The following is a 26,640-nucleotide window of genomic DNA, read 5'->3' as shown; positions in this document are numbered from 1 at the left end:
CAGGCTGGGGAATGTATAGCGCAAAGTGGCCGCCAAACGGCGGCCATTCATGTTGGCAATGGGGCGGGTATGGCCCGCCACATGGTGCGCGGGCGCTGTTCGCCTGGCGGCTAGGCCAGGCTCTTGCTCACTACTTCGAACACATCGCTGGACAGCTGGCCGCTGGCCTTGATCCGCTCCAGCTCGCCCTTCATCAGCGCCTGGCGGGCACCACCGAACTTGCGCCAGCGGGTCAACGGGGTCAACTGGCGCGAAGCGATCTGCGGGTTGAGCGCATTAAGCTGGATGACCAGGTCTGCCAGGAAGCGATAGCCGCTGCCGTCGGGGGCGTGGAAGTTGATGTGGTTCTGCCCGGCGAAGGCACCGATCAGCGCACGGACCTTGTTGGGGTTGCGCAGGCTGAAGGCTGGATGCTCCATCAGCGCCTTGACCCGCTCCAGCCCGCCCGGCAGGGTGCTGGCGGCCTGCACGCTGAACCACTGGTCCATCACCAGCGGGTTGTCCTTGAAGTGCTCCGCGAAGCTTGCCAGTGCCTTGGCTTTTTCGTGCTCGAACGGCGAATTGACCAGCACGGCAAGGGCCGTGAGCCGTTCGGTCATGTTGTCGCAGTGCTCGAACTGTTCCAGGGTGGCGTCCAGCACTTCCTGGCGCTCGCTGAGTATCAGGTAGCTCAGCGCGATGTTTTGCAGGCTACGACGGGCGAAGTGCTCGGCGCTGGCTTCATAGGCGGTGTTGCGCGAGCGCTCGCGGTTGGCCTGGTAGCGCGCCCACAGGGGCCCGAACAACTCGTCGGCGATGTGCTTGCGCACGAACTCTCGGGCCGCATGGATCGCCTCCACGTCGGCGACCTCGCTCAGTTCCACCAGATAGGCCTCGCCCGGCAGCGAGAGCATCTCGGCGACCATCGCCTGATCAAGGCTGTGGTCGCTGAGCAAGGTGCCAAACGCGGTGATCAGGCGGGCGTCTACCTGGAGCGGTTGGCCGGCCTGATGTTGGCCGATCAGCTCTTGCAACACCTGCACTGCCAGTTGCTGGCCGGCGTCCCAGCGGTTGAAGCCGTCGCTGTCGTGCTGCATCAGGAACATCAGCTGGTCGCGGTCGTAGGGGAACTGCAGCTTCACCGGCGCGCTGAAGCCGCGCAGCAATGAAGGCAGCGGCTTGGCGTTCACCCCGGCGAAGGTAAAGGTTTGCTCGGCTTCGGTGACCGAAAGCACGCGGCTGGTGCCACCGGCCACGGCCTCGCCTTGCAGCTGCAGAGGGATGTCGCGGCCCTGGGCGTCGAGCAAGCCCAGCTCCACCGGGATCACGAACGGCAGTTTTTCGGCGCTCTCCGGGGTTGCCGGGCAGCTTTGGCGGAAGGTCAGGCTGTAGGTTTGCGCCGCCGCGTCAAAGGCTTCACTGACCGCCAGCCGCGGCGTGCCCGCCTGGCTGTACCACCGCTTGAACTGGGTAAGGTCCACGCCGTTGGCGTCTTCCATGGCCTTGACGAAGTCATCGCAGGTCACGGCCTGGCCATCGTGGCGCTCGAAGAACAGGTCGCTGCCCTTGCGGAAGCCCTCCGCGCCCAGCAGGGTGCGGATCATCCCAACCACTTCGGAGCCCTTCTCATACACCGTCAGGGTGTAGAAGTTGGAGATTTCCATGAAGCTCGCAGGGCGCACCGGATGAGCCATGGGGCCGGCGTCCTCGGCGAACTGGTGGGTGCGCAGGTAGGCTACGTCTTCCACGCGCTTGACCGTGGCCGAGTTCATGTCCGCGGAGAACCCGGCGTCGCGATACACCGTGAAGCCTTCCTTGAGCGACAGCTGGAACCAGTCGCGGCAGGTCACCCGGTTGCCGGTCCAGTTATGGAAGTATTCATGGGCGACTACCGCCTCGACCCGCTGGTGGGCGGCGTCGGTAGCGGTCTCGGCCTTGGCCAGCACGCAACTGGAGTTGAAGATGTTGAGCCCCTTGTTTTCCATGGCGCCCATGTTGAAGTCGTTGACCGCCACGATCATGAAGATGTCCAGGTCGTACTCGCGGCCGTAGACTTCTTCGTCCCAGCGCATGGACTTCTTCAGGCTGTTCATGGCGTGCTGGCATTTGTCGATGTTTTCCGGCTCGACATAAATGCGCAGGGCTACGTCTTTCCCCGAGGCGCGGGTGAAGGTGTCTTCGATGCACCACAGGTCCCCTGCCACCAGGGCGAACAGGTACGCCGGCTTCTTGAACGGATCTTCCCAGGTTGCCCAGTGGCGGCCACCCTCGGCTTCGCCGCTGGCGATGGGGTTGCCGTTGGACAGCAGGATCGGGTAACGCTGCTTGTCGGCGCTCAGGCTGGTGGTGAACTTGCTCATCACGTCCGGGCGGTCCAGGTACCAGGTGATCTTGCGGAAGCCCTCGGCCTCGCACTGGGTGCAGAACATCTTGCCGGACTTGTACAGCCCCTCTAGCGCGGTGTTGGTTTCGGGGTGAATACGCACGCTGCTGTCCAGCACGAAGGCCGCGGCCTTGGGCTGCAGGGTCAGGTGCATGTCATCCAACAGGTAGTCGGTGGCGCCCAGCTCCTGGTCGTCGAGCTTGAGCGACAGCAGCTCCAGTTCCTGGCCGTCGAGCACCAGTGGCGGCAGCCCCTCCCCGGCATCGCCGGTTGCGGCCTCGGGGTTGCGCCGCATCACCAGTTGGGCGTGCACCAGCGTGTGGTCTTCGTGCAGCTCGAAGGTCAGGTGGGTTTCGTCGATCAGGTAGTCGGGGGCGCGGTAGTCCTTCAGGTAGATCGTTTTCGGCTGTTCTGTGCGCATGGCCTTGTCCTTCTACTGGTGCACGGCGAGCTGGTAGGCCGTGTATTTGCGAATGTTGATCACGCCGGTGTCGAATATCAGGTATTGACCCTTGATGCCGGTCAGTGTGCCTTCGACGAGGGGGTCCTTGTCCAGGTTGAAGCTGGTGATCTTGCCCGGGTACGCCGTTACCGGATAGCTGATGCGCACCACTTCGGCGTTCGGCAGCGGCTGGATGGCCTGCAGGCCGAAACGCTCCTGCAGCAGGCTGATGCCCGCGGCGCAGCTATCGAACAGTTGCTCACGCACCGCCAGCAGGTCCACCTCGGCGGCTTCGCCCTTGAGCAGCGCGCGCCAGTTGGTGCGGTCTGGCACCTGGGAACGGAACAGATCCTCGACCAACCCGGACTGCTGGCGCGTGGCGACCCGCAGGATCGGCAGCGCCTGGCTGGCGCCCTGGTCCAGCCAGCGAGTGGGCAGCTGGGTGGCGCGGGTGATCCCGACCTTGATACCGGAGCTGTTGGCCAGGTACACGATGTGGTCGGTCATGCAGAACTGCTCGCCCCAGCTCGGCTCACGGCAGGTGCCGTGTTCGTAGTGGCAGCGTTCGGGGCTCATGATGCACAGGTCACAGGCGGCCAACCGGGTCATGCAAGGGTAGCAGTAGCCTTGGCTATAGCTGCTTTTAGTGCGCTTGCCGCAATTGACGCAATGAATGGCGCCGAGGTACTCGAGCCGAAGGCGCTGGCCCACCAAGGGGTTGAGTGGCACGCGCGCTTCGCCCAGGCGCAGGTCGTAGCACGCCTGGCTACCTTCGATACGAATGGCCATTTTGCTGACAGCACCACGGCCGAGCTCGATCAATGGCTGACCGGTCAATGGATGGCGTCCGACTTGAACAGGATGTTGGCGATCGGTGCGCTCTTGGAGCTGCACTCCTGCAGGCCCATGTAACCGGTGCGTTGCTCTTCGGGCATGTTTTGCAGCTCCCAGGCGATGACCGCCTGCAGCGACAGCTCCTTCTGCTCCTGGGTAAGCTTGCGGCCATCGGACCATTTGCCAATCTCCACCGCCAGCTTCAGGCTTTCGTAGATCTCGGGGGTGATGTTTTCGATCATCTCGGCGAAGGTGGTCATCAGGGCATCCAGAGGTAAATAACTAGCGCATTTTACGGCGTGCGAGCGCGCCGCCCAATAGGCCGGTGATACAACCGACCAACAAGCCTCCCACATGGGCGCCGTTGGCGATCTCGCCGAAGCCCAGCACACTCGCCGCGCCCAGAAGGCACAGGCCAAGCCAGGCCAGCATCATGATCAGCACGCCCTTGGGCAGGCGGTACAGCGGCGACGGCGCCAGCCAGTTGAACAGCCACACATGCCCCAGCAATGCATAGAGCACGCCGGAGAGCCCACCGAACAGCGCAGGGCCGCTCCACAAGTATTGGGTCAGGTTCGAAACCCCCGCATACAGCAGGGTTAGCCCGGCCAGCGCCAAGGATCCCTGCCGCCACTCGATGCGCCGGCCCAGTTCCCAATACCACAGGCCATTCATGGTCAGGTGGAGGATGCCGAAGTGGATGAACATCGGCGTTACCAGCCGCCACCACTGCCCGGCCTCGAGGGTTTCGATCCACGGCTTGAACCAGGCGTAGTCGCCTTCCTGGTGGAAGTCCACGAAGGTCAGCCAGTGCAAGGGTTCCAGGTTCTCGCCCAGCAGGCTGATGGCGCCCACCAGCAGGCACAGCAGCAACACCACGGTAGTGACCGGGCTGGCGCGCAGCTGCCGCCAGGCGCTGATCCCCCGGCCGGGGCCAGGCAGCGCGGGCTGAGCCACCATGGGCGCGCTGTCGCCATCGGGATAGCGGGCGTGCAGTTCGCGCACCTGTTCGGCCATGTCGTCGGTAGGCACCCACAGCACCTGCTCTGGCCCCTCCTCGGTGACCCGATGCGGTACCTGCAGGCGCCGCAGCAGCCGAACGAAGCCGCCAAGGTTTTTCGCCACCGGCAGGCGTAATGCGGCGATAGGCTTCAAGGGCGATGCTCCGGCCGCGTGACATCCACCCACACGAACTTGCGCGGGTCCAGCACCTGCTCGTCGTCCAGCCGGTAAGCCACCAGCTTGCCGTAGAGCACCGCGCTGTAATCCAGGCAGGCCAGGTTCGGGCGGATCGGCGCTGGCCGGCCGCTACGCCAGTAATGACCGACGAACAGCAGCGGCTCGTCGGCGCCATAGCGCAGCAGCGACTGTTTTTCCCGTGCGCTGAGTGGGGTGCGCGCCACGGCGTCGGGCAGGGCATCGGGTTGGAACACCACATCGCCATAGGTTTGTGGGTCGTCTTCCCAGAACTTGGTGCGGAAGAAGGCGCGGGTCAGGCCATCGCCACCGGTGATCGCCATGCCATCGGGCAGGCGCATGTCGGTGCCGCGCAGCAGGCGATCGAACACGTTGGCGGCAAAGCTGTTGGGCACGCTGGAAGCTTGCACGAAGTGCTGGTCCACCCGGCCGTCGGGGAAGGCCTGGCGCAGCGGGCCGATCAGGGTGCTGTCCCAGCAGGCATGCACCAGGCGGAAGCGCCCGGCATCGACGAACAACGGCAGTTGGTAGAACCAGCCGAGAAAATCCTGCCAGTCTTTCGGGTGCTGGGCGACCTGGTCCAGGGTCGCCTCGATCAGCCGCAGGTGGCGCGGCGTATGCTCGCGCACATGCGCCTTGCCACTGCCGGGAAGCGCCGGGGTGACCCAGCCCAGGGCGTTGAACTCGTGATTGCCCATGATGCACCAGGCTTCACCCGCCTCGACCATGTCGTGCACGATGTGCAGCGCCTCACGGATGCGCGGGCCGCGGTCGATGATGTCGCCCAGGAACACCGCCTGGCGCTGAGGGTGGCGCCACACCCCGCCCTGGCGCCTATAGCCAAGCGTATCCAGCAAGTGCTCCAGGGTATGGGCGCAACCATGCACATCGCCGATCAGGTCGTACCTTCGGGAAGGATCGAGCATCACTCGCCTCCGCCGCCGAGCTTGCTGCCCCAGCCAAGCTTGGTGCGGCAGACCTCGTAGTAGTTATGGTCCAGGGGATGGATAAGCCGCAGCTTCTGCGGCTTTTTCTTCACCGTGATGGTGTCCCCAGGGGCACAGGTGAAGTGGTTCTGGCCGTCACAGGACACCTGTGGATAGATGGTCATGTCCTTGGCCACCACGATTTTCAGCTCGCTGTTGCCGTCGACCACGATCGGCCGGCCGCTCAGCGTATGCGGGTACATGGGCACGATCACGATGGCATCGAGCTTGGGGTGCATGATCGGCCCGCCGGCCGAGAGCGCATAGGCGGTAGAGCCGGTAGGCGTGGCGACGATCAGGCCGTCGGCCTTCTGGCTGCACACGAACTGCCCGTCGATGTAGATCTCGAACTCGATCATCCGGGTGGACTTGCCCGGGTGCAGCACCACGTCGTTGAGGGCATCGCCCTGGCCAATGGCCTCGCCATGGCGGCGCACTTCGGCCTCCAGCAGGAACCGGCTTTCTACCAGGTAATGGCCATCGAGTACCTCGGCGACCTTGTGCTCGAGTTCGTCGGGGCGGATGTCCGTGAGAAAGCCCAGGCTGCCGCGGTTCACGCCGAGCACCGGGATATGGTGGCGGGCCAGGGCGCGGGCGGCGCCGAGCAGGCTGCCGTCGCCGCCCACCACGATCACCAGGTCGCACACTTCGCCGAGCAACTTGCGCGTGGAAGTTTGCAGGCCATGGCCGGGGAGCACTTCGGCGATAGTGTCTTCGAGGATCACGTGCAGGTGCCGTTCCACCAGGAACCTTTTCAGCCGGCGGATGGTGTCCAGCACCTGGGTGCTGCCGAGACGGCCGATGATACCGATATTACGAAACTGCTCCATGGGGCTCCCGGGCGTTCTGGTGAGGCAAAGCCACGATTATGAGCCAAAGCGGCGGCCCAGACAAAAACACCACCCCGGGGAACGTAGCTTTGATGCGGATGAAGTACCCAGCAGCAGCTATGCTGCGCAAATGAACCCTTTTGCCTCCCTCTGCGAACTTCCCCGCCTGCTGCGCCGCCCTGCGGTGCGGGACCTGGCGTGGGTGCTGACTTCACCGGCAATGCTCGACCAGGCGCCGTGGGCGCAGCGCCACCCCTTGCAGGGCAGCGACTGGGCGAAGGCGCCCGAAGCCATGGCACGCTGGTTACGCCTGCTCGACGAAGACGACAGCCATTTGAGTGAGTGGCTGGCCACGAGTTCGACCCATCGCCTGGGCCTTTATTACGAACGGCTATGGCAGTTCGCGCTGCGCCAGGCGCCGGGGGTCGAGCTGCTGGCCGCCAACCTGCCGATCCGCGAGAACGGCCACACGTTGGGGGAGATGGACGCGGTGCTGCGCGACCATGACGGGCTGCACCATGTGGAGCTGGCGGTGAAGTTCTACCTGGGCAGGGACGACGCCACAGGAGACAGCACCGCCGACTGGCTAGGCCCCGGCCGGGACGACCGGCTGGACCGCAAGTTGTTTCACCTGGCCGGCCACCAGCTGCCGCTGTCTGGCCATCCGGCGGCGCGGCAGCGGCTGCTCAGCCTGGGGCTGACGGACCCGCAACCCTGGCTGTGGCTAGGCGGTTATCTCTTTTACCCGTGGCATGCCCATGGCCAAGCCCCTGCCGGTGCCAGCGACGATCACCTGCGCGGCGACTGGCTGCACCGCTGCCAATGGCCAGCGATGGCCGCCAACGCCCGGGGCTACTGGCAACCGCTGCCCAGGGCCCGCTGGCTGGGGCCGGCACGCTGCCCCACCGCCGAGCTGTGGGACACCTTCACCTTGCAGCACTGGCTCGACGAATTGCCCGCCGACGCCCCGGCACAGCTGCTGGTTCGCATGGTGCCCCATGGCGAATTCGCCGACGAAGCGCAGCGGCTGTTCCTCGTGAGTGATGGCTGGCCTTCCTAGCGGGCCGTGTGCGTTTCGCAGGCAGGGGCCAGCTTTGCCTGCGCTGGCGATGACCGCAGGCACGTAGAGCGCTGCGCCTACAGGTGCGTGGTTCACGCTCGCCGATAGCTCCCGGCCTCTTCCACCAACCCCGGCCAGCGCAAACGGTGCCGGGCCAGGCAACAGCCCACGCCTACTCCCCCCATGAGCAGGCTGTAGCCCACCAGCACCCATGGGCTCCACGGCACCAGCGCCAGCAGGCCGAGCGGCGTCAGGCTGGCCCACAGCGCGTAGGCGATGTTATAGGTGAGGGAGATGCCCGATACACGGACCGCCGGCGGGAAGAGCGCGACCATCACCGCCGGCACCACCCCCACTACCCCGCTGCACAAGCCGGCCAAGGCATAGGCCACGCCCGCCGTGCCCAGGTCGAGAATCAAGCTCGCATACAGCACGAAGGTCCCTATCGGCAGCAGCAGGCTGTACACCAGCAGCGCGCGCCAGGGGCCGATCCGGTCCGCCAGCAGCCCGGCGAGCACGCAGCCGATGTTGAGAAAAACGATCCCCAGGCTACTCAAGGCAAAGGCTTCGGCGGCCGCCAGGCCGAACCGCTGCTGCATCAAGGTGGGGGTCAGTACCACCAGCACCACCACCGCCGTGGTCAACACGCAGGTGAGCAACACCGCTGGCAACAAGGCGCGGCGGTGCGCCCGCAGCACTTGGGCCAACGGCAGCGGCGCCCCGGCCTCGCGACGTTCGCGCATCGCGAGGAACACGGGGGTCTCGCTCAGCCAGCGACGCAGCCATACCCCGAGCACGCCGAACACGCCACCCAACAGGAACGGCAAGCGCCAGCCAAAGTCCAGCATCTGTTCGGGGGTGAGCAGCCGCGCCAGCGCCGTGGCGATCAGTGCCCCCAGCAGATAACCGAAGGTCAACCCGGCTTGCAGGAAGCCTAGGGCGTAGCCGCGCCGAGGCGCCGGCACGTGCTCGGCAACGAACACCCAGGCGCTCGGTACCTCGCCGCCCACCGCGGCGCCTTGCAGCACCCGCAGCGCCAGCAGTGTCAGCGGTGCCAGGTAGCCGACATCGGCGTACACGGGCATCAGGCCGATAAGCAGGCAAGGCAGCGCCATCATCAGGATGCTCAGGCTGAACACTCGCTTGCGCCCCAGCCGGTCGGCGTAGTGCGCCATCACCAGGCCGCCCAGCGGCCGCGCCAGGTAACCGGTCACGAAAATGCCGAAGCTCTGCAACAGGCGCAGCCACTCGGGCATGTCTGGCGGGAAGAACAGCTTGGCCAGGGTGAGGGCGAAGAACACGAAGATGATGAAATCGTAGATTTCCAGCGCGCCGCCCAGCGCGGCCAAGGCGAGGGTCTTGTGGTCCGCGCGGGACAGCACGACGGGGCGTTCGGTGGCGTGGGCAGGCATAAGGCTCTCGTACTGCGCCACATCCGTGTGGCATTTGTGGAAATGATCCGGCGCCAGGTGCGCGCCAGCGGCACGGAGGATAGCAAACCCTGAGGGCGGTATACGGCTTGCGTAATATTTGGCCTGTAATACTATCAAGGCTCCCTTCCTGCTTGGATCACCCGATGAACGATCAGCTGCTGGAGCAAACCCTGGAACAATGGCGCGCCCAAGCGCAGGCCGCACGTGAGCGGCTAGGCCCACCGGGCACCCTGACCCTGGCGCAGGTAAGCGCGCTCACGCCCCAGGCGTTTTTCGAAAAGATCGCCCAAGGGGAGTTACCCTCCCCGCCCATTGGCGCACTGCTGGACTTCCTGCCCGTGGAATGGGGCGAGGGCCACTTCGTGTTCCAGGGCACCCCCGACGAACGCCACTACAACCCCCTGGGCAGCGTGCATGGAGGCTATGCCGCGACCCTGCTCGACTCCTGCATGGGCTGCGCCATTCATACCCGCCTGCAACAGGGCCAGGGGTATACGACCATGGAGCTGCGAGTGAGCTATGTGCGCGCGCTGACCGCTGACACCGGGCCGGTACGCGCCATCGGCAGCGTGGTCCACCTGGGGCGTTCCTCCGCCCTCGCCGAGGGCCGCATCGTCGACGCCGCGGGCCGCCTGTATGCGACGGCAAGCACGACCTGCATGATTCTCCAACCGCGCTAGGCCCCTGCAGAGGGGCCGTGCCCCGCTTTCCGTCTGTCTATTTTTTTAAGCTGTAACTGCCAATATCGTTTGACATATTTTACAGGCTTGGCAGACTTCCGCTCCGTGCCGCCAGAGGCCTTGCCGCCTCCGGCTGCGTGCCAAACAAAAATAAACAGCCATTCGCGGCAGTGCTTCCCAGCAGGGGTGCACTGCCGGCCGAAACCACGGAAAGAACACATGCTGATCTGGTTTGTTGCGATCTACCTGCTCATTACCGTTGCCGTAGGCTTCTACGCATCTACCCGGGTCAAGAACGCCGGGGACTTCGCATCCGGGGGGCGCAGCATGTCGTTCCCGCTCGTGGTCGCGATGGTGTTCTCCACCTGGTTCGGCTCCGAAGCCGTGCTGGGTATCCCCGCGACCTTCCTCCAGGAAGGCTTCTCCGGCATCATCGAGGACCCGTTCGGTTCCTTCGGCTGCCTGATGCTGGTAGGCCTGGTGTTCGCCCGGCCGCTGTACCGGCTGAACCTGCTCACTATCGGTGACTTCTTCCGCAAGCGCTTCGGCCCACAGGTAGAGCTGCTCACCAGCCTGGTCATCATCGCGTCCTACCTGGGCTGGGTGGCCGCGCAGTTGACCGCGCTCGGGGTGATCTTCAACGCGCTGTCCGATGGCGGTATCAGCCTGACCCAAGGCATGCTGCTGGGCACCTTGATCGTGCTGTTGCATACCTTGTTCGGCGGCATGTGGTCCGTGGCCATGACCGACTCGCTGCAGATGATCATCATCGTTGCCGGGTTGTTCTACCTGACCTGGCTGATCGGCGGCATGGCGGGTGGCCCGGAGGCAGTGATCAGCCAGGCGGCGGCGGAAGGCAAGTTCCATTTCCTGCAAGGTACCTCGGCCAAAGACATCGTTGCCTTCCTCGGCGCGGCCGTGACCATGATGTTCGGCTCCATCCCGCAGCAAGACGTGTATGCACGGGTGATGTCGGCCAAGACCGAAACCATCGCCTCGCGCGCTTCGATGACCGGCGCGGCCCTGTACCTGAGCTTCTGCATGCTGCCGATCTTCCTGATCTTCGCCGCCAAGATGATCGACCCGGCAATGGTCGAGCAACTACTGGGCGGCGACTCGCAGCTGATCCTGCCGCGGTTGATCCTGGAGCGGACCCCGCTGTTCGCCCAGGTGATGTTCTTCGGCGCGGTGCTCTCGGCGATCATGTCCACCGCGTCCGGCACCTTGCTGGCGCCCTCGGTGACCTTCACCGAGAACATCCTGCGCCCGCTGCTGCCGAACATGACCGACAAGCAAGCCCTGCTGGCCATGCGCTGCAGCGTGCTGGCGATGACCGCCGCGACCATCGCCTTCGCGCTGCATTCGGACTCGAGCATCTACGAGATGGTCGGCAACGCCTATAAGGTGACCCTGGTCGCGGCCGTGACGCCGCTGTTCTTCGGGCTGTTCTGGAAACGCGCCACCACCCAGGGCGCCTTCCTCGCCATGTTCACCGGCGTGGCGGTGTGGGGCTCGCTGGAATACACCCAGCAGCCGGATGCCTTTTGGCCACCGCAACTGGCAGGCCTGCTGTGCAGCGCGTTGGCAATGATCGTAGGTTCGCTGATGCCACAGCTCTCCGCCAACCGGGGTGAGAAGCTGGACTTCAACGCCGCCGTGAGCCGCTGATGATCACCTCTGCGCTGCCTGCGGGCAGCGCAGAGGTATCAGCGCCGTGCCTCGATCAAATGGCGGGTAGAGTGCGCAACAAAAGGGGTGCCTCCACGCATCTGGTTATCGAGAGCAAGCAACCGTGCGCGATACGTGCGCACGGAAAAACCCGGCACCCACCACACGCACTTACGCAGCAGCCACACCACTGCGCTTACATCCTCAAAAACCATGCGGCAGCGCGCGGTGCGCAAATCCGTCACAGTCAGCCCCGCGGCCTGCGCCGCTGCAACCTCTTCTTCCGGGTCGCGCAGGCGGCGCTCACGCGGCAGCGGGCCGAGGAAATGTTCGATCAGCTCGAACGCCGAAGCAGGCCCTACATGCTGAGCGAAATAGTGCCCGCCCGGCTTGAGCACACGACGGATTTGCGACCAATCCGGGCGCACCGGGTGCCTTGCGGTAATCAATTGGAAAGACGCATCGGCAAAAGGCAGCGGCGCACCCTCGGCGGTTTGCACAATCTGAACACCTCGCGGCGCCAGGCGCGCCTGGGCTTTACGCGCGTTGGGCGGCCACGCCTCCGTTGCACACATCAAAGGTGGCAACTGCTTCGCCTCGTCCAGTACTTCACCGCCGCCTGTGTCAAGGTCCAACGCGGAGCCCACCTGGGCGAGCCGCTCGGCAAGCAGTCCGGAATAGCCCCAAGCCGGGCGCTCCTCGGTGGCACGCCCCGCCAGCCAGTCAAAGCCCCAACCCGTCACCTCAGCGGCCTCGCCTTCAGCCAGCAAGACATCAAAGGGTTTCATCGCTACGCACCTCTTCAGCGGCCTTTCAAAACACAAACCCTATCGCATTCCTAGCTTCTTGAAACAAAAAACCGCGGGTAGCTCATGAGGCTACCCGCGGTTTTTTATGCCTGAACGTTACTGCGCGCTAAAGCGCCGGCAGGCATCACCGAAGGCTTCGAACAGCTTCACCGATACCGGGTTCTTCGCCGCTTGCCATTCCGGGTGCCACTGCACCCCCACCATGAAGGACGAGATCGCCGGAGCGTGGAACGCTTCGATAGTCCCGTCCGGAGCCCTGCCCAGCACTTCCAGGCCCTCGGCCAACCGATCGATGCCCTGGCCGTGCAGGGAGTTGACGCGGATGCTCGGGCCGCCAACGGCCTCTGCAAGCCAGCTGTCCGGCTTGAGGTCCACGCCATGGCTGTCGCCGTACTGCACCGCCACTGGGTCTTCCGGGTTTTCCCGGTGATCCATCACGCCAGGTACGGTGTAGAGCTTTTGATGGATGTTGCCACCCAAGGCCACGTTGATTTCTTGCATGCCACGGCAAATGGCAAAGATCGGCAGGCCACGATCCAGTGCAGCGCGGATCAGCGGCAGGTCGAAATGATCGCGGTCCGGGTCCTGGGTTTTCTCAGGCGTCAGGTTTTCCTGGCCATACAGCGCGGGGTCAATGTTCGAGCCCGCGCCCGTCAGGTACACCCCGTCGGCCATGTCCAGATAAGCCTCGAGGTCTTCGACGCCGCAGCAAGTGGGCACCAGCACCGGTACGCAACCGGCGATGTCTACGAGAGGAGTGATGTATTTGTGTGTCATCACCTGATACAGGTGACCTTTGCGCTCTTGCACGCCCATTGTCATGAGGACGACCGGTTTAGACCGGTTTTTTGTAGTTACGCTTTTCACGAAGCACCGCCAAGGCTGGTCAGTTGTAAAACATTTCAATCATCTCGCTTCAAGGGTGGCCGGATACAGGGCGCATCCGAAGAAGGGGGGCGATCAATGTCAAACATAATAGACGATCGCCCCATGAGGCGGCAACTTTGTAAAGGCAGGCGGTTGCAGGAGCCGGTAAACCGCGAACCATTGGCCGCGCATCATCGCGGCTCCGTTCGCCAGCTTCGCGGGCTCCTATCAGGCGCGCGACAGTGGCAGGCGCAGGTCTACCTGCAGGCCATCGGGCAGGGCGTGGAAGTCCAGCCGCCCCTGGCAGCGCTGAACGATCGCCTGCACGATGGCCAAGCCCAGCCCACAGCCCTGGCTGTGCGCGGAGCGCCAGAACCGCTCGGTCAGGTGGGCAAGCTCATCGCTGGTGATTCCAGGCCCACGATCACGAACCCGGAACAGCGCATGCTCACCTTCCTGGCTGACCTCCAGCCGCACCGGGCGCTCACTGCCACCATGGTGCAGGGCGTTGTCCAGCAGGTTGCGTAGCGCCGCCACCGCCAGGGTCAGCGGCACGCCGAGCGGCGCCTGGGCACTGCCGTCGGCCAGCTCGGCTTCGATCCGCTGCGAATCGCCGGCGGTGGTGTCATTGATCGCCAACCGCGCGACCTCGGCAATCGCGCAATGGCTGCCTTCCTCGAACGCCAACCGCCCCTCCACCCGGGCCAGCAACAACAGCTGTTCGAGCGTACGGTGCAGGCGGTCGGCACCCTCCTCTGCGTTGGCCAGCGCCGTTTCGCGCGCGCTGCCACCGGTCATGCGCGCGACCTGCAGATGGGTTTTGATCGCCGTCAGCGGGCTGCGCAGCTCATGGGCAGCGTCGTCGGTCAGGCGCCGCTCACGCTCGATCGCCTGGGCGATCCGTAGAAACAGCTGGTTCTGGGTATCCACCAGCGGGCGCAGTTCCGTGGGCAACGGCCGCACCCGCAAGGGTTCGAGGGAATCGGGGCTGCGCCGGGTCAAGGCGTCGCGGATGCGGTTGAGCGGGGCCAACCCCTGGCCGACGCCCAGCCACAGCACGCCGAGGCTGCCGAACAAGGCCATCAGCACCGGCACCGAGGCGGCCAATAACACCGAACGGTTGAGCGCCTCGCGCTCCTGCTGGCGGTCGGCGGTAGTGATGCGCACGTCCCCATGGCTAAGGGTGAAACTGCGCCAATGCTCGCCGTCGATCAGCTGATCGTGGAAGCCGCTGCCCTCCTCGCCCAGCGAGGCTTCGACGCCCTGCTGGCTGGTGGCAAGGATTTCTCCTCGCAGCGAACTGACCCGGCACGCCATGCCGTCAGGGATGCTGGCCTGGTCCGCGCTGATGCGTGCCCCTTGCATGGAGTTCAACGGCTGCGGCAACTGCTGCACCAACCCCGCGACCATCCGCGCCGAGGCGACCAGCCGTTGATCGAGGGAAAACATCATCTGGCCGCGCAGGTCGCGGAACATCCACGCCGCCGCCAGTGCCCAGATCAGCACGAAGGCGCCGCCGAGGATAAGGATCAAGCGCAAGCGCAGGCTCATGGTCGCTCCCGCCCGGGTGTGCTTGCCGGCCCTAGCCGATAGCCCAGCCCACGCACGGTCTCGACGATGCCGTTGCCCAGCTTGCGGCGCAAATAATGAATGTGCACGTTCAGGGCATTGCTCTCGACCTCGTCGCTAAAGCCATAGACGCTGTCCTTGAGCTGCTCGGCGCTGAGCACGCGCCCGCGCTGTTGCAGCAGCGCTTGCAACAGCGCCTGTTCGCGCCGGGAAAGGTCGACCGGTTCGCCGTCGAGCCAGGTTTCCCGGCTGCTGGGGTCATGGCAGAGGCTACCGTGCTCGATCCGGTTGACGGTCCGCCCGGCCATGCGCCGCAACAGGGTATGCAGGCGGGCGCTGAGCTCGCGCAGGTCGAAGGGCTTGAGCAGGTAATCGTCGGCGCCGGCTTCGAGCCCGGCCACCCGGTCGGTGACCGCGTCGCGGGCCGTCAGCACCAGCACGGGCAAGGCCAGGCCCCGTTGGCGCAGGCGCTTGAGCAATTTGAGGCCGTCTTCGTCGGGCAGGCCGAGGTCCAGGATCATCACATCGAACTCGGCCGCCTTGAGCAGGGCTTCGGCGGCGCTGGCGGTGGCTACGCGGTCCACCACCGCGCCTTGCGCGCCCAGGCCGGCGACGATGCCACTGGCGATGAGGTCGTGATCTTCACAAAGCAGTACGTGCATGGGGGTAACCTTTTAACAGGCGCACAGGGTACACCCCGGCTGATTAACCTTGCATTAGCGAACCGGCCAGTGGCTTAACGCCGATTTAACCGCGCGCCCGGACCATGCCCCCGCAACGGCTACTGGAGTCCCCCATGCTGAGCTTGTCGTTGGGCCCGTTGGCCCTGTCCGTGCCACACCTGGTACTGCTGCTGGCACTGGGTGCCGCCCTGCTGGTGGCACGGTGTTGCGCCCCGGTCGAAGGGAAACGTCAGGCTGACTCCAGCCTGTTCTGGTTGTTCGTGCTGGCGGTGGTCGTGGCGCGGCTTGGTTTCGTGGCGCTCTACCTTGAGCAGTACCGGGCCACCCCTTGGCAAGCCATCGACTTGCGCGACGGCGGCTTTATACCCTGGCTGGGCATCGTGGTGGCACTGGCCGCCGCCGGGGTACGCGGCTGGCGCCGGCCCTTGGAGCGGCGCGCATTGCGCTGGGGGCTGGCCACCGGCCTGGCGATCTGGCTCGCCGGCGGCGGGCTGTTGCTTTGGCAGCGCGACGGCAGCCGGCTGCCGCAGCAACCGCTTACCGATACCCAGGGCGTACCGGCGAGCCTGGAGCGCTATCGCGGCCAACCGTTAGTGGTCAATCTATGGGCCAGCTGGTGCCCACCGTGTCGCCGGGAAATGCCTGCGCTGGTAGCGGCGCAGGCGCAACGGCCAGACATACGCTTCGTTTATATCAACCAGCGGGAAAGCCCAGCCACGGCCGCCAGCTTTCTGGGCGCCGCCGGTGTCAGCCCCGACGATGTGCTCTACGACGGCGGCGCAAGCCTGGCGAAGCAGGTGGGCGCCATGGCCCTGCCGACCACCCTTTTCTACGACCGCGATGGCCGCTTGCTCGGCAGCCACCTGGGGGAGTTGTCGCCGGCCAGCCTGGCGCATGCGCTGGAAGTGTTCGGCCGCTGAGGCCAGGAATGGCGTTCCATTCCGATCAATGCCCGCCCGATGCTGGCCCCGCCTTGGCGGTGAATGGCGGCTTGGCCAGCCACACCAGCAGGATCAACCCGGCGAATATCCAGCCGAGCAGGGTGAAGTAATCCACCGTGGACAGCATGTATGCCTGGGCCGTGACCATCTGTTCGAGCTGCGCGTAACTGCGGTCGGTGGCCCCACCCAGCTGCTGCAAGGTCTGCTGGGTGGTGGGGTCGTACACGCTGATGTTTTCGCTCAAGTAAGCGTGGTGCTGGTTGGCCCGGCGAATCCAGATCCAGGTAGTCAGCGACGCTGCGAAGCTGCCGCCTAGCGTACGCAGGAAGGTCGCCAGCCCCGAGCCGTCGGCGATCTGCTGCGGCGGCAGGTCCGACAGCAAAATGCTCAACGTGGGCATGAAGAACAGCGCCACGCCGATGCCCATGAACAGCTGCACCAAGGCGATGTGGGTGAAATCCACTTCATTGGTGAAGTTTGCGCGCATGAAGCAGCTCAGGCCGATGGCGGTAAAGGCCAGCCCTGCCAGCACCCGCAGGTCGAACTTGTGCGCGTACTTGCCCACGAACGGCGACATCAGCACCGGCAATATGCCCAGGGGCGCGACCGCGAACCCGGCCCAAGTGGCGGTGTAGCCCAGCTGGGTCTGCAGCCACTGGGGCAGGATCAGGTTGATGCCAAAGAAGCCCGCGTAGCCGCCCACCAATACCGCGGTGCCTACCCGGAAGTTGCGGAATGCGAACAGCCGCAGGTTGACCACGGGGTGGGCGTCGGTCAGCTCCCAGATCACGAAGAAGGACAGGGATATCGCCGAGATCACCGTGCCGATGATGATGAATTGCGACTCGAACCAGTCCAGGTCATTGCCTTTATCGAGCACCACCTGCAACGCCCCGACGCCGACGATCAGGGTCAGCAGGCCGACGTAGTCCATCGGCTGGCGAGCGGTATGCACCGGCCGCGCGGCCAACTGCTGGCGCACCACCGCGGCGGCGAACAGCCCCACGGGCACGTTGATGAAGAAGATCCACGGCCAGCTATAGCTGTCGGTGATCCAGCCGCCGAGAATCGGCCCGGCAATAGGCGCGACCACCGTGACCATCGCCAGCAGCGCCAGCGCCATCCCCCGTTTCGCCGGCGGGTAGACCGCGATCAGCAACGTTTGGGTCATGGGGTACAAGGGCCCTGCGACCATGCCCTGGATCACCCGAAAGCCCACCAGCTCCGGCATCGAGGTGGAAATCCCGCACAGGAAAGACGCCAGCACGAACAGCAGCGTTGCCCAGATGAACAGTTTCACTTCGCCGAAGCGCCGGCTCAGCCAGCCGGTAAGGGGCAAGGCCACCGCGTTGCTCACGGCGAACGAGGTGATAACCCAGGTGCCTTGTTCGGAGCTGACCCCCAGGTTGCCAGAGATGGTCGGCAGGGCCACGTTGGCGATGGTGGTGTCCAGCACCTGCATGAAGGTCGCCAGCGACAGGCCGATGGTGCTGAGGACCAGGCTGGGGGGCGTAAAGGACGCATTGGAGCTCATCGCTGTATCCCGCAAACAAGAAGGGCGCCCCGGCTGGCGGGGCGCGACAGGGTCAGCGCTGGGCAGTCTTGCCCGCGGCGCTGTTTTCGTGAATCAGCCGAGCGATCAGGGTGTCCGCCTCGTCGAGCTGTTGGTCGTATACCTTGGTCGCGAAGGTCGCCTGCTGCGCGGGCTGCTGCGCCAGCACTGCGCCGCTTTGATCATGCAGGTCCACCGTGGCCACGGTGGACAGGCCGATGCGCAGCGGATGGTCCTTCAGTGGCTGCGGATCGAGCTTGATCCGCACCGGCACGCGCTGGACGATCTTGATCCAGTTACCGGTGGCGTTCTGCGCCGGCAGCAGGGAGAACGCGCTGCCAGTGCCGGCGCCGATGCTCTGCACGCTGCCGGTGTAGGCCACGTCGTCGCCATACAGGTCTGACTCCAGGGTGACCCGCTGGCCGATGCGCATGTCGTGCAGCTGGGTTTCCTTGAAGTTGGCGTCCACCCACACCTGCTCTAGCGGGATCACCGCCATGGTCGGGGTGCCGGGCTGCACCCGCTGGCCCAGTTGCACGGTCCGCTTGGCCACGTAACCGGTCACCGGCGCGACCAGGGTGGTCCGCGCGCGGGCCAGGTAGGCATCGCGCAGCCGGGCGGCCGCGGCCTGCACGTCGGGGTGCGAGGAAATCACCGTGTCATCCACCAGGGCGACGGTGCCCGCCAGTTGCTGCTGGGCGGTCCCCAAGGCGCTCTGCGTGGCGGCCAGGTCGTCGCGGGCATGGGCCAGCTCCTCCTGGGAGATCGCCCCGCCGGCGGCCAGGGTCTTGCGTCGGTTAAAGTTTTCCTGCGCCTTTTGCAACTCGACCCGGCGGGCATTGACCTGGGCACGCATGCTGTCCACGTTGCTGTACAGGCCGCGCACCTGGCGCACGGTCTTGGCCAGGTTGGCCTGTGCGTTGTCCAGGCCGATGCGTGCATCGGCGGGATCGAAGCTGATCAGCGTCTGGCCTTCATGCACCAGGTCGCCGTCGTCCGCGCCGATGCTGACCACGGTGCCGGCGATCAGCGGGGTCACCTCGACCACGTTGCCATTGACGTAGGCATCGTCGGTCTCTTCATAAAAGCGCCCGTGCAGCTCATGCCAGGCAAATACCGCGATGCCGGCGATCAGCACCACCAGCAGCAGAAGGAACAGCATCAGCCGGCGCTTGCGCGGGCTGGCCTGGGGTTGTGCATTGCCCTGGGCCTGTTGTTTGTCCTGGGGTTGCGCGTTACCGGCCTGGTCGCCGTTAGCGGGGGGGTTGGCAGTGGCCATGGGAAAGTACCTTGGATTATTCGCGTGGAGCCTGGGCGCTGGCCAGGGCGTCACCCTGATAGCCGCCACCGAGGGCCTGCATGAGTTGGATCGAAACGTCGATACGCTCGGCGGTCAGGTTGGCTAGCTGTTGTTGCGTGGCCAGCAGTTGCTGCTCGATGGTCAGCACATCCAGATAGTTGCCGATGCCCGAGCCGTAGCGCTGGGTCACGGTGTCATAGGACTGCCGCGCCACATCCACCGCATGCTGCTTGGCGGCCACCTGCCGGCCGAGTGCATCCAGGCGGTTGATCGCGTCGGCCACGCTACCCAGCGCCGCGACCAGCGTTTTGTTGTACTGCGCCACCGCCAGCTCGTAGTCGGCATCGCTGGCGTCCAGCCCGGCACGCAAGCGGCCGCCGTCGAACAGCGGCAGCGACACCGCCGGCGCGATGTTGAAGAAGCGGCTCGGCGCGCCGAACAGCGCATCGCCCAGCATGGCCTGGGTACCGGCGGCGGCGGTCAGGTTGAGGTTGGGATAGAACCGGGTTTTGCTGACGTCGATATTGCGGCTGGCCGCCTCGACCCGCCAACGCGCCGCGACCAGGTCCGGGCGGCGGCCAAGCAGGTCCGCGGGCAGCTGCGACGGTAGCTCCACCGCCGCGGGCTTGAGTATCTGCGGGCGAGCGATTTCGCCGGCGCGCTCCGGGCCCTTGCCCAGCAGCACCGCCAGGGCAATCCGCGCGCTGCGCAGCTGCTTGCCGGCATTGACCGCCTGCTCCTCGGCGCTGGCTTCCAGGCTCTCGGTTTGTTGCAGCTGATACTGGCTGTCGATGCCCGCGGCCAACCGCTGCCGGCCGAGGTCGAGCAACTGCCGGGTGCGCTTGAGGTCTTCGTCGGCAAGGTCAGCGGCGATGAAGGCATGCCCCAGATCGCTATAGGCCCGCGCCACGTCCACCGCCAGGGTCAGCCGGGCTGCCTGCCGGTCGACTTGTGCGGCCCGGGCCTGGCCGAGGGCCGCTTCCCAGGCGGCGCGCTCACCGCCCCACAGGTCGAGGGTGTAATCGAAAGTGACCTCGGCCGTGCGCAGGGTGGAATACCGCCCGCCCTCGAGGAGCGGGTCCTGCACTTTCGACAGGCGCGAGCGCGACACGTTGGCGTCGGCGCCGATATAAGGCGCGCGGTCAGCGTCGTACTGGTCGGCGACCGCCATGGCTTGGTGGGCGCGCGCCGCGGCGACTTGCAAGTCCGGGCTGTCGCGCAAAGCTTCATCGATCAGCGCATCCAGCTGGCGATCGCCCAGGCCGGTCCACCAGGTGGCCGAGGGCCAGGCCGCGGGGCTGACCGTTACCGGCACGAGGCTGGCAGCAGCGCCGAGGTCCTTGGCTTCGCTGAGCTTGCCATTGGGTGCCAGCCCATGGTCGTTGGCGCATCCGGCCAAGGCCACGGCCAGGGCGACGGGCAGTAACTTTAAGGTGAACATTCGGGGCTTCATTTTTTACCCATGCGCCAGCAAGCCACAGGGTCGCCGGCATCGATCAGAATTTTTTTGAGCAAGCGTTCCAGCTCCGCCAGTTCAGCCGCTTCGAGCGCCCCGGCGAGCTGGTTCATCGCCTGCGCGCCGATGTGCGGCAGCCGCGCCGCCAGTTGCTGGCCCTCGGCGGTGAGCGCGATGCGAATCTGCCGGCGGTCCTCTTCGCTGCGGGCTCGGCGGATCAGCTGCTTCTGCTCCAGGCGGTCGAGCATGCGGGTCATCGAACCGCTATCCAGCGACAGGTGCCGGCACAGGTCGCCCGGGCTGTCCAAGCCCCATTCGGCGACGATGATCAACACCTTGAACTGCGCTGAAGTCACACCGTGGACCTCGAGGTGTTGATCGAGGATGCGGTCCTTCAGGCTGTTGGCGCGACCCAGCAACATGCCGATCTGGCTGTCGTAGAAGTTATCCGGGGTGAAATGACTCATAGCAGGACAATAGCTGCTCAGGCAGAGAATGTTGCCAAATATTACTGCCTAGGCAGCTAATGTCAAGGCAGTCACCGCTCGAGACATGCTTTAGGGGCAATGTAGGGTCGGGCGATGGCAAGCGAACCCGCGACCTGTTCAGGCGCGGGGCTCAGCTCGCGAAAGGGCCCTCGGGCTCAGGCAGGCACGCCGCTATGGAAGCGCAGTTCCACGTCAGGGCTTTCGATCAAGGCCACTTCTGCCTCCCTGACCTTCGCGATGGTCCGCTCGATATCCGCGGCCTCGCCGTATTGATAGGCCAGCTTCAGGTAACCCTGGAAGTGCCGGGCCTCGCTTTTGAGCAGGCCGTGATAGAAGCCGCCCAGGTCGGCGTCCAGGTGCGGTGCCAGCGCCTCGAAGCGCTCGCAGCTGCGCGCTTCGATGAAGGCACCTACCACCAGGGTATCCACCAGCTTCACCGGCTCATGGGCCCGCACCAGCTTGCGCAGCCCCGAGGCGTAGCGCCCAGCATTCACTGGCCGCAGCGGCACGCCACGCTTTTTCATCCAGCGCAATACCTGCTCGTGGTGCACCAGCTCCTCACGAGCCAGGCGCGACATCATGTGGATCAGGTCGATATGGGTGTTGTACTTGGCGATCAGGCTCAGCGCGGTGGACGCGGCCTTGAACTCACAATTCTTGTGGTCGATCAGCAGGGTTTCCTGGTCCGCCAGGGCGGCGGTTACCCAGGCCTGGGGCGTGCGGCAGCCAAGGAAATCGTGGATGTCAGGCAGCATGCGCCGTCTCGTGAAAAAAAGGGTGGGCGAGTATACCGGACGTGGGCGCCGGGTTACCCCAACGCCTCACGCAAAAACGCCGGGGCGATGTAGCGCTGGTAGTGAGCTTCGGAAAGAAGAAAGAATTCGCGGTCGATGGCGTCGCGCAGGGCGGGCAGGTCCCAGTCGCGGAACTCCGGCAGCAGCACGATGCCGTAGGCGTCCAGGTGGTTGATCACCCGGGCGCCACGGGCGATCAACTGATAGGCCCAGCAGTATTCGGACTGCTGCGGCTGGAAGCGCACCTGCCGCTGCTCCAGTTGCAGGCGCAGGCGACCGGGGTCGAACACTTCGAGCTTGGCTTCCATCACCTGCCCCAGCAGCTGCTCCAGGCGCAGCCAGACCGCTCGCTTCTGCTCGTCGTCGTAGCTGTTCCAGTGGATCACTTCATGGTGGAAACGCTTGCAGCCACGGCACACCAGGTCCCCGTAAACCGTGGAGCAGAGGCCAACGCAGGGGGTTTTGATAGTCGACTTGGGCATGGTCACAGGCACATCGGCGAAGCGGCGGGCCGCCTATCTTAGCCCTTAGTCGTAGTGCTTTCACCCCCACAGGCTGAATGGGCAACTTACCTTCCGGGAAATTTTGCCGTAGAATCACCCAGCCTGCTTGAAGGCACCAATGTCCAATTGGAAGCTGTTTTCAAAGCGTCACGAGCACAGTCGATCCGTCAGAATGCAGTGGCACGGTCCCCCTCTACCGTGCCTGCCCTCATCAGCTCAGCATTCTGCCGGCGTAAAACTTTGAAAGCAGCTTCTGCCTGGCACTCATCGTCACTCCGGCCAGACGGCTCATGAAGCCGCACGGCGTCGGCGTGCGAGAGCGCCGCTGGATAAGCGTCCCCCGCGGGACCACTGATGAGGGTAATAACTGTGCTTGAAGCCTACCGCAAACACTCCCAAGAGCGTGCCGCCCAGGGTATCGTGCCCCAGCCGCTGAACGCCGAACAAACCGCAGGCCTGGTCGAGCTGCTGAAGAACCCGCCCGCAGGCGAAGAAGCCTTCCTCGTCGACCTGATCACCAATCGCGTTCCGCCAGGGGTGGACGAAGCCGCCTACGTCAAGGCCGGCTTCCTGTCCGCGCTGGCGAAAGGCGAAGCCACCTCGCCGCTGATCGACAAGAAGCGCGCTACCGAACTGCTGGGCACCATGCAGGGCGGCTACAACATCCACACCCTGGTAGACCTGCTGGACAGCGCCGAGCTGGCTCCTGTAGCCGCCGCGCAGCTCAAGCACACCCTGCTGATGTTCGACGCCTTCCACGACGTGGCTGAAAAAGCCAAGGCCGGCAATGTGCACGCCAAGGCCGTGCTGCAATCCTGGGCCGATGGCGAGTGGTTCACCAACAAGCCCGCGATCGCCGACAAGTACACCCTGACCGTATTCAAGGTGCCGGGCGAAACCAACACCGACGACCTCTCCCCTGCTCCGGATGCCTGGTCCCGCCCTGACATCCCGCTGCACGCCCTGGCTATGCTGAAAATGGCCCGCGACGGCATCGTGCCCGAGCAGCAAGGCGCCATCGGCCCGCTCAAGCAGATCGAAGAAGTGAAGGCCAAGGGCTTCCCGGTCGCCTACGTCGGCGACGTGGTCGGTACCGGTTCCTCGCGCAAGTCCGCCACCAACTCGGTGCTGTGGTTCTTCGGCGACGACATCCCCTACGTGCCGAACAAGCGCGCCGGTGGCTTCTGCTTCGGCACCAAAATCGCCCCGATCTTCTACAACACCATGGAAGATGCCGGCGCCCTGCCGATCGAGTTCGACGTGTCGAACCTGAACATGGGCGACGTGATCGACGTGTACCCGCACGCTGGCAAGGTGTGCAAGCACGGCAGCGATGAAGTGCTGGCGACCTTCGAATTGAAAACCCCGGTGCTGCTGGATGAAGTCCGCGCCGGCGGCCGTATTCCGCTGATCGTCGGCCGTGGCCTGACCGACAAAGCGCGCGCCGAGCTGGGCCTGCCCGCGGCCAACCTGTTCAAGCTGCCAGAGGCTCCGGTCGACACCGGCAAGGGCTTCACCCTGGCGCAGAAGATGGTCGGCAAGGCCTGTGGCCTGGGCGAAGGCAAGGGCGTACGCCCTGGCACCTACTGCGAACCGAAGATGACCACCGTCGGTTCCCAGGACACCACCGGCCCGATGACCCGCGACGAGCTCAAAGACCTTGCCTGCCTGGGCTTCTCGGCAGACCTGGTCATGCAGTCGTTCTGCCACACCGCGGCGTATCCGAAGCCGATCGACGTCACCACCCACCACACCCTGCCAGACTTCATCCGCACCCGTGGCGGCGTGTCCCTGCGCCCGGGCGACGGCATCATCCACAGCTGGCTGAACCGCATGCTGCTGCCGGACACCGTCGGCACCGGCGGTGACTCGCACACCCGCTTCCCGATCGGCATTTCCTTCCCGGCCGGTTCCGGCCTGGTCGCCTTCGCCGCCGCTACCGGCGTGATGCCGCTGGACATGCCGGAATCGGTGCTGGTGCGCTTCAAGGGCAAGATGCAACCGGGCATCACCCTGCGCGACCTGGTCCATGCGATCCCTTACCACGCCATCCAGAAGGGCCTGCTGACCGTCGAGAAGAAGGGCAAGAAGAACATCTTCTCTGGCCGCATCCTGGAAATCGAAGGCCTCAACGAGCTGACCGTCGAACAAGCCTTCGAGCTGTCCGACGCTTCGGCCGAGCGCTCCGCCGCCGGTTGCACCATCAAGCTGCCGGAAGCGGCCATCGCCGAGTACCTCAAATCCAACATCACCCTGCTGCGCTGGATGATCAGCGAAGGCTACGGTGACGCTCGCACCCTCGAGCGCCGTGCCCAGGCGATGGAAGCCTGGCTGGCCAACCCGGTGCTGCTGGCTGCCGACGCCGACGCCGAATACGCCGAAGTGATCGAGATCGACCTGGCCGAAGTGAAAGAGCCCGTGCTCTGCGCACCGAACGACCCGGACGACGCCCGCCTGCTGTCCACCGTGGCGGGCGAGAAGATCGACGAAGTGTTCATCGGCTCGTGCATGACCAACATCGGCCACTTCCGCGCCGCCGGCAAGCTGCTGGACAAGGTCAAGGGCGCCATCCCGACTCGCCTGTGGCTGTCCCCGCCGACCAAGATGGACGCGCACCAGCTCACCGAGGAAGGCTACTACGGCATCTACGGCAAGGCCGGCGCACGCATGGAGATGCCAGGCTGCTCGCTGTGCATGGGTAACCAGGCTCGCGTGGCTGCCAACTCCACCGTGGTGTCCACCTCCACCCGTAACTTCCCCAACCGCTTGGGCGACGGTGCCAACGTGTACCTGGCTTCCGCGGAACTGGCGGCAGTGGCGTCGATCATCGGCAAGCTGCCAACGGTCGAGGAGTACATGCAGTACGCGCAAAACATCGACAGCATGGCGGCCGACGTTTACCGCTACCTGAGCTTCGACCAGATCGCCGACTTCCGCGATGCCGCGGAAAAGGCCAAGATCCCGGTGGTTCAGGCGTAAGGGTAGCTGTAAGCGGCAGGTTTCAAGCCGCAGGAAAACCCGCCCTCGTGGCGGGTTTTTTTATGCTTCGCTTATTGTTCGCGGGCTTCGCCCGCTCTTGCATGATGAACGACCAACCGATAAGGAACGCACAATGAAAACCCGCACATTGGGTCAGGGCTTCGATGTCTCGGCCATCGGCCTGGGCTGCATGGGCATGAGCTTCGCCTATGGCGGGGCGCCGGAGGCTGAGTCCATCGCCACGTTGCACAAGGCGCTGGACCTGGGCGTAACCTTCTGGGATACCGCCGAAGTCTATGGCCCCTTCGATAACGAACTGCTTTTGGGCAAAGCGCTCAAAGGCCGCCGCGACCAAGTGCAGATCGCGACAAAGTTTGGCTTCAAGATTTCCGATCAGGGCGTGGGCGGTGAGCGCATTACCGGGGTCGATAGCCGGCCCGAGCATATCCGCGAAGCCGTGGAGGGCTCCCTCAAGCGCCTGGGCATCGAAACCATCGACCTGCTGTACCAGCACCGCGTGGACCCGAACGTGCCCATCGAGGACACCGTCGGCGCCATGGCCGAGCTGGTTCAGGCCGGCAAGGTACGTTTCCTGGGGCTCTCCGAAGCCTCGGCGGCAACGCTCAGGCGTGCCCATGCGGTGCATCCGATCAGCGCGCTGCAGTCGGAATACTCGTTGTGGTACCGGGAGGTGGAAGAAGAAATACTCCCCACCTGCGAGGCCCTGGGCATTGGTTTCGTGCCGTTCAGCCCGCTGGGGCGCGGCTTTCTGACGGGCAAGCTGAAAGTCGAGGAGTTGGGTGAGAAGGATATGCGGCGCAACCTGCCGCGCTTCCAGGAAGAAGCCCGCGCGCAGAATACAAAACTGGTGAATGCCTTGAACGGCTTGGCCGCGGAACGCGGCTGCACGGCGGCTCAATTGGCACTGGCCTGGCTGCTGGCGCAGAAGCCCTGGATCGTGCCCATTCCCGGCGCGAGAAAAATCCCCCACCTGGCCGATAACGCCGGCGCCGTCAGCCTGGAGCTGGACAGCGCGGCGCTGGAAGCCATTACGGCGGCTTTACCGGCCGCCGAAGTGGTGGGGGATCGCTATGACGAAAAGAGCCAGCGGATGGTGGATCGTTAACGGCCAACCGCTGTAGGAGGAACTGGCGCCACTTGCGAACCCGGCGCCAGTTCCCGGGCTGGCGCCCGGGCCCACATCAGT

Annotated in this window: 23 protein-coding genes; 6 read left to right on the top strand and 17 right to left on the bottom strand. The window is 65.0% G+C overall.

The window, feature by feature from the left end; genetic code table 11:
- Window positions 1-110 precede the first annotated feature (110 nt).
- Genes pepN through OGL93_RS19645 form a run of 6 tightly spaced genes read right to left on the bottom strand, consistent with a single transcriptional unit; the run spans window position 111 to window position 6,651 of the window.
- On the bottom strand, window positions 111-2,783 hold the full coding sequence (gene pepN, locus OGL93_RS19670) for an aminopeptidase N (protein ID WP_263264586.1): 2,673 nt from the start codon (window positions 2,781-2,783) through the stop codon (window positions 111-113).
- 12 nt (window positions 2,784-2,795) lie between these two features.
- Window positions 2,796-3,626 carry a DUF2797 domain-containing protein gene (locus OGL93_RS19665; protein WP_263264641.1) on the bottom strand — a complete coding sequence of 277 codons (831 nt, stop codon included), beginning with the start codon at window positions 3,624-3,626 and terminating at the stop codon, window positions 2,796-2,798.
- An 11-nt stretch (window positions 3,627-3,637) separates the two neighbouring features.
- On the bottom strand, window positions 3,638-3,898 hold the full coding sequence (locus OGL93_RS19660) for a DUF1315 family protein (protein ID WP_263264585.1): 261 nt from the start codon (window positions 3,896-3,898) through the stop codon (window positions 3,638-3,640).
- A gap of 22 nt (window positions 3,899-3,920) precedes the next feature.
- The gene (locus OGL93_RS19655; protein ID WP_263264583.1) at window positions 3,921-4,793 is read right to left on the bottom strand and encodes a rhomboid family intramembrane serine protease; all 873 of its coding nucleotides are present in this window, start codon (window positions 4,791-4,793) and stop codon (window positions 3,921-3,923) included.
- Window positions 4,790-5,761: a metallophosphoesterase gene (locus OGL93_RS19650; RefSeq protein WP_263264581.1), complete on the bottom strand. Its 972-nt coding sequence runs from the start codon at window positions 5,759-5,761 to the stop codon at window positions 4,790-4,792. The genes OGL93_RS19655 and OGL93_RS19650 overlap by 4 nt, the downstream gene beginning before the upstream one ends.
- Window positions 5,761-6,651, bottom strand: a complete 891-nt coding sequence (locus tag OGL93_RS19645; protein ID WP_263264579.1) for an NAD(+) kinase — start codon at window positions 6,649-6,651, stop codon at window positions 5,761-5,763. Before OGL93_RS19645 ends, OGL93_RS19650 begins: the two co-directional genes overlap by 1 nt.
- A 130-nt stretch (window positions 6,652-6,781) precedes the next feature.
- Here OGL93_RS19645 and OGL93_RS19640 point away from each other — a divergent pair, with 130 nt between their 5' ends.
- Window positions 6,782-7,711 carry a DUF1853 family protein gene (locus OGL93_RS19640; protein WP_263264578.1) on the top strand — a complete coding sequence of 310 codons (930 nt, stop codon included), beginning with the start codon at window positions 6,782-6,784 and terminating at the stop codon, window positions 7,709-7,711.
- A 92-nt stretch (window positions 7,712-7,803) separates the two neighbouring features.
- Here OGL93_RS19640 and OGL93_RS19635 read toward each other — a convergent pair whose 3' ends face one another.
- Window positions 7,804-9,123 carry an MFS transporter gene (locus OGL93_RS19635; protein WP_263264576.1) on the bottom strand — a complete coding sequence of 440 codons (1,320 nt, stop codon included), beginning with the start codon at window positions 9,121-9,123 and terminating at the stop codon, window positions 7,804-7,806.
- A gap of 164 nt (window positions 9,124-9,287) precedes the next feature.
- On the opposite strand from OGL93_RS19635, the gene OGL93_RS19630 reads away from it, so the two are divergent.
- Entirely contained in the window at window positions 9,288-9,824 is a 537-nt protein-coding gene (locus tag OGL93_RS19630) for a PaaI family thioesterase (protein WP_263264574.1), read from the top strand.
- 219 nt (window positions 9,825-10,043) lie between these two features.
- Entirely contained in the window at window positions 10,044-11,492 is a 1,449-nt protein-coding gene (locus OGL93_RS19625; protein ID WP_263264573.1) for a sodium:solute symporter family protein, read from the top strand.
- Between the two features lie 38 nt (window positions 11,493-11,530).
- On the opposite strand, the gene OGL93_RS19620 is transcribed toward OGL93_RS19625, so the two are convergent.
- The 4 genes from OGL93_RS19620 to OGL93_RS19605 form a co-directional block, all read right to left on the bottom strand.
- Entirely contained in the window at window positions 11,531-12,280 is a 750-nt protein-coding gene (locus OGL93_RS19620; protein WP_263264571.1) for a class I SAM-dependent methyltransferase, read from the bottom strand.
- A 117-nt stretch (window positions 12,281-12,397) separates the two neighbouring features.
- Window positions 12,398-13,123 (bottom strand): gamma-glutamyl-gamma-aminobutyrate hydrolase family protein, encoded by a 726-nt coding sequence (locus tag OGL93_RS19615; protein WP_263264570.1) that lies wholly within the window; start codon window positions 13,121-13,123, stop codon window positions 12,398-12,400.
- A 273-nt stretch (window positions 13,124-13,396) separates the two neighbouring features.
- Entirely contained in the window at window positions 13,397-14,719 is a 1,323-nt protein-coding gene (locus tag OGL93_RS19610) for an ATP-binding protein (protein ID WP_263264569.1), read from the bottom strand.
- Window positions 14,716-15,399 (bottom strand): response regulator, encoded by a 684-nt coding sequence (locus tag OGL93_RS19605; RefSeq protein ID WP_263264568.1) that lies wholly within the window; start codon window positions 15,397-15,399, stop codon window positions 14,716-14,718. The genes OGL93_RS19610 and OGL93_RS19605 overlap by 4 nt, the downstream gene beginning before the upstream one ends.
- Before the next feature lie 134 nt (window positions 15,400-15,533).
- On the opposite strand from OGL93_RS19605, the gene OGL93_RS19600 reads away from it, so the two are divergent.
- Window positions 15,534-16,340 carry a TlpA disulfide reductase family protein gene (locus OGL93_RS19600; RefSeq protein ID WP_263264566.1) on the top strand — a complete coding sequence of 269 codons (807 nt, stop codon included), beginning with the start codon at window positions 15,534-15,536 and terminating at the stop codon, window positions 16,338-16,340.
- A gap of 25 nt (window positions 16,341-16,365) precedes the next feature.
- Here OGL93_RS19600 and OGL93_RS19595 read toward each other — a convergent pair whose 3' ends face one another.
- From OGL93_RS19595 to OGL93_RS19570, 6 genes are all read right to left on the bottom strand, one after another.
- Window positions 16,366-17,895 (bottom strand): DHA2 family efflux MFS transporter permease subunit, encoded by a 1,530-nt coding sequence (locus OGL93_RS19595; RefSeq protein ID WP_263264565.1) that lies wholly within the window; start codon window positions 17,893-17,895, stop codon window positions 16,366-16,368.
- A 52-nt stretch (window positions 17,896-17,947) separates the two neighbouring features.
- On the bottom strand, window positions 17,948-19,192 hold the full coding sequence (locus OGL93_RS19590) for an HlyD family efflux transporter periplasmic adaptor subunit (RefSeq protein WP_276583612.1): 1,245 nt from the start codon (window positions 19,190-19,192) through the stop codon (window positions 17,948-17,950).
- Between the two features lie 16 nt (window positions 19,193-19,208).
- The gene (locus tag OGL93_RS19585) at window positions 19,209-20,654 is read right to left on the bottom strand and encodes an efflux transporter outer membrane subunit (protein WP_263264564.1); all 1,446 of its coding nucleotides are present in this window, start codon (window positions 20,652-20,654) and stop codon (window positions 19,209-19,211) included.
- Between the two features lie 8 nt (window positions 20,655-20,662).
- Window positions 20,663-21,136, bottom strand: a complete 474-nt coding sequence (locus OGL93_RS19580; protein WP_263264563.1) for a MarR family transcriptional regulator — start codon at window positions 21,134-21,136, stop codon at window positions 20,663-20,665.
- A 176-nt stretch (window positions 21,137-21,312) separates the two neighbouring features.
- Complete coding sequence (gene miaE / locus OGL93_RS19575) at window positions 21,313-21,912, bottom strand: tRNA isopentenyl-2-thiomethyl-A-37 hydroxylase MiaE (RefSeq protein WP_263264561.1); 600 nt, start codon at window positions 21,910-21,912, stop codon at window positions 21,313-21,315.
- A gap of 53 nt (window positions 21,913-21,965) precedes the next feature.
- The gene (locus OGL93_RS19570) at window positions 21,966-22,433 is read right to left on the bottom strand and encodes a DUF1289 domain-containing protein (RefSeq protein WP_263264560.1); all 468 of its coding nucleotides are present in this window, start codon (window positions 22,431-22,433) and stop codon (window positions 21,966-21,968) included.
- A gap of 390 nt (window positions 22,434-22,823) precedes the next feature.
- Here OGL93_RS19570 and acnB point away from each other — a divergent pair, with 390 nt between their 5' ends.
- Window positions 22,824-25,433, top strand: coding sequence for a bifunctional aconitate hydratase 2/2-methylisocitrate dehydratase (gene acnB / locus OGL93_RS19565; RefSeq protein WP_263264638.1), 2,610 nt, complete (start codon window positions 22,824-22,826; stop codon window positions 25,431-25,433).
- 133 nt (window positions 25,434-25,566) lie between these two features.
- Window positions 25,567-26,559 carry an aldo/keto reductase gene (locus OGL93_RS19560; RefSeq protein ID WP_263264559.1) on the top strand — a complete coding sequence of 331 codons (993 nt, stop codon included), beginning with the start codon at window positions 25,567-25,569 and terminating at the stop codon, window positions 26,557-26,559.
- Window positions 26,560-26,640: the final 81 nt, after the last annotated feature.

The sequence above is a fragment of the Pseudomonas sp. RIT-PI-S genome, assembly GCF_025642975.1.
GTDB lineage: Bacteria > Pseudomonadota > Gammaproteobacteria > Pseudomonadales > Pseudomonadaceae > Aquipseudomonas.
This window is presented reverse-complemented; position numbering and strand designations above follow the sequence as displayed.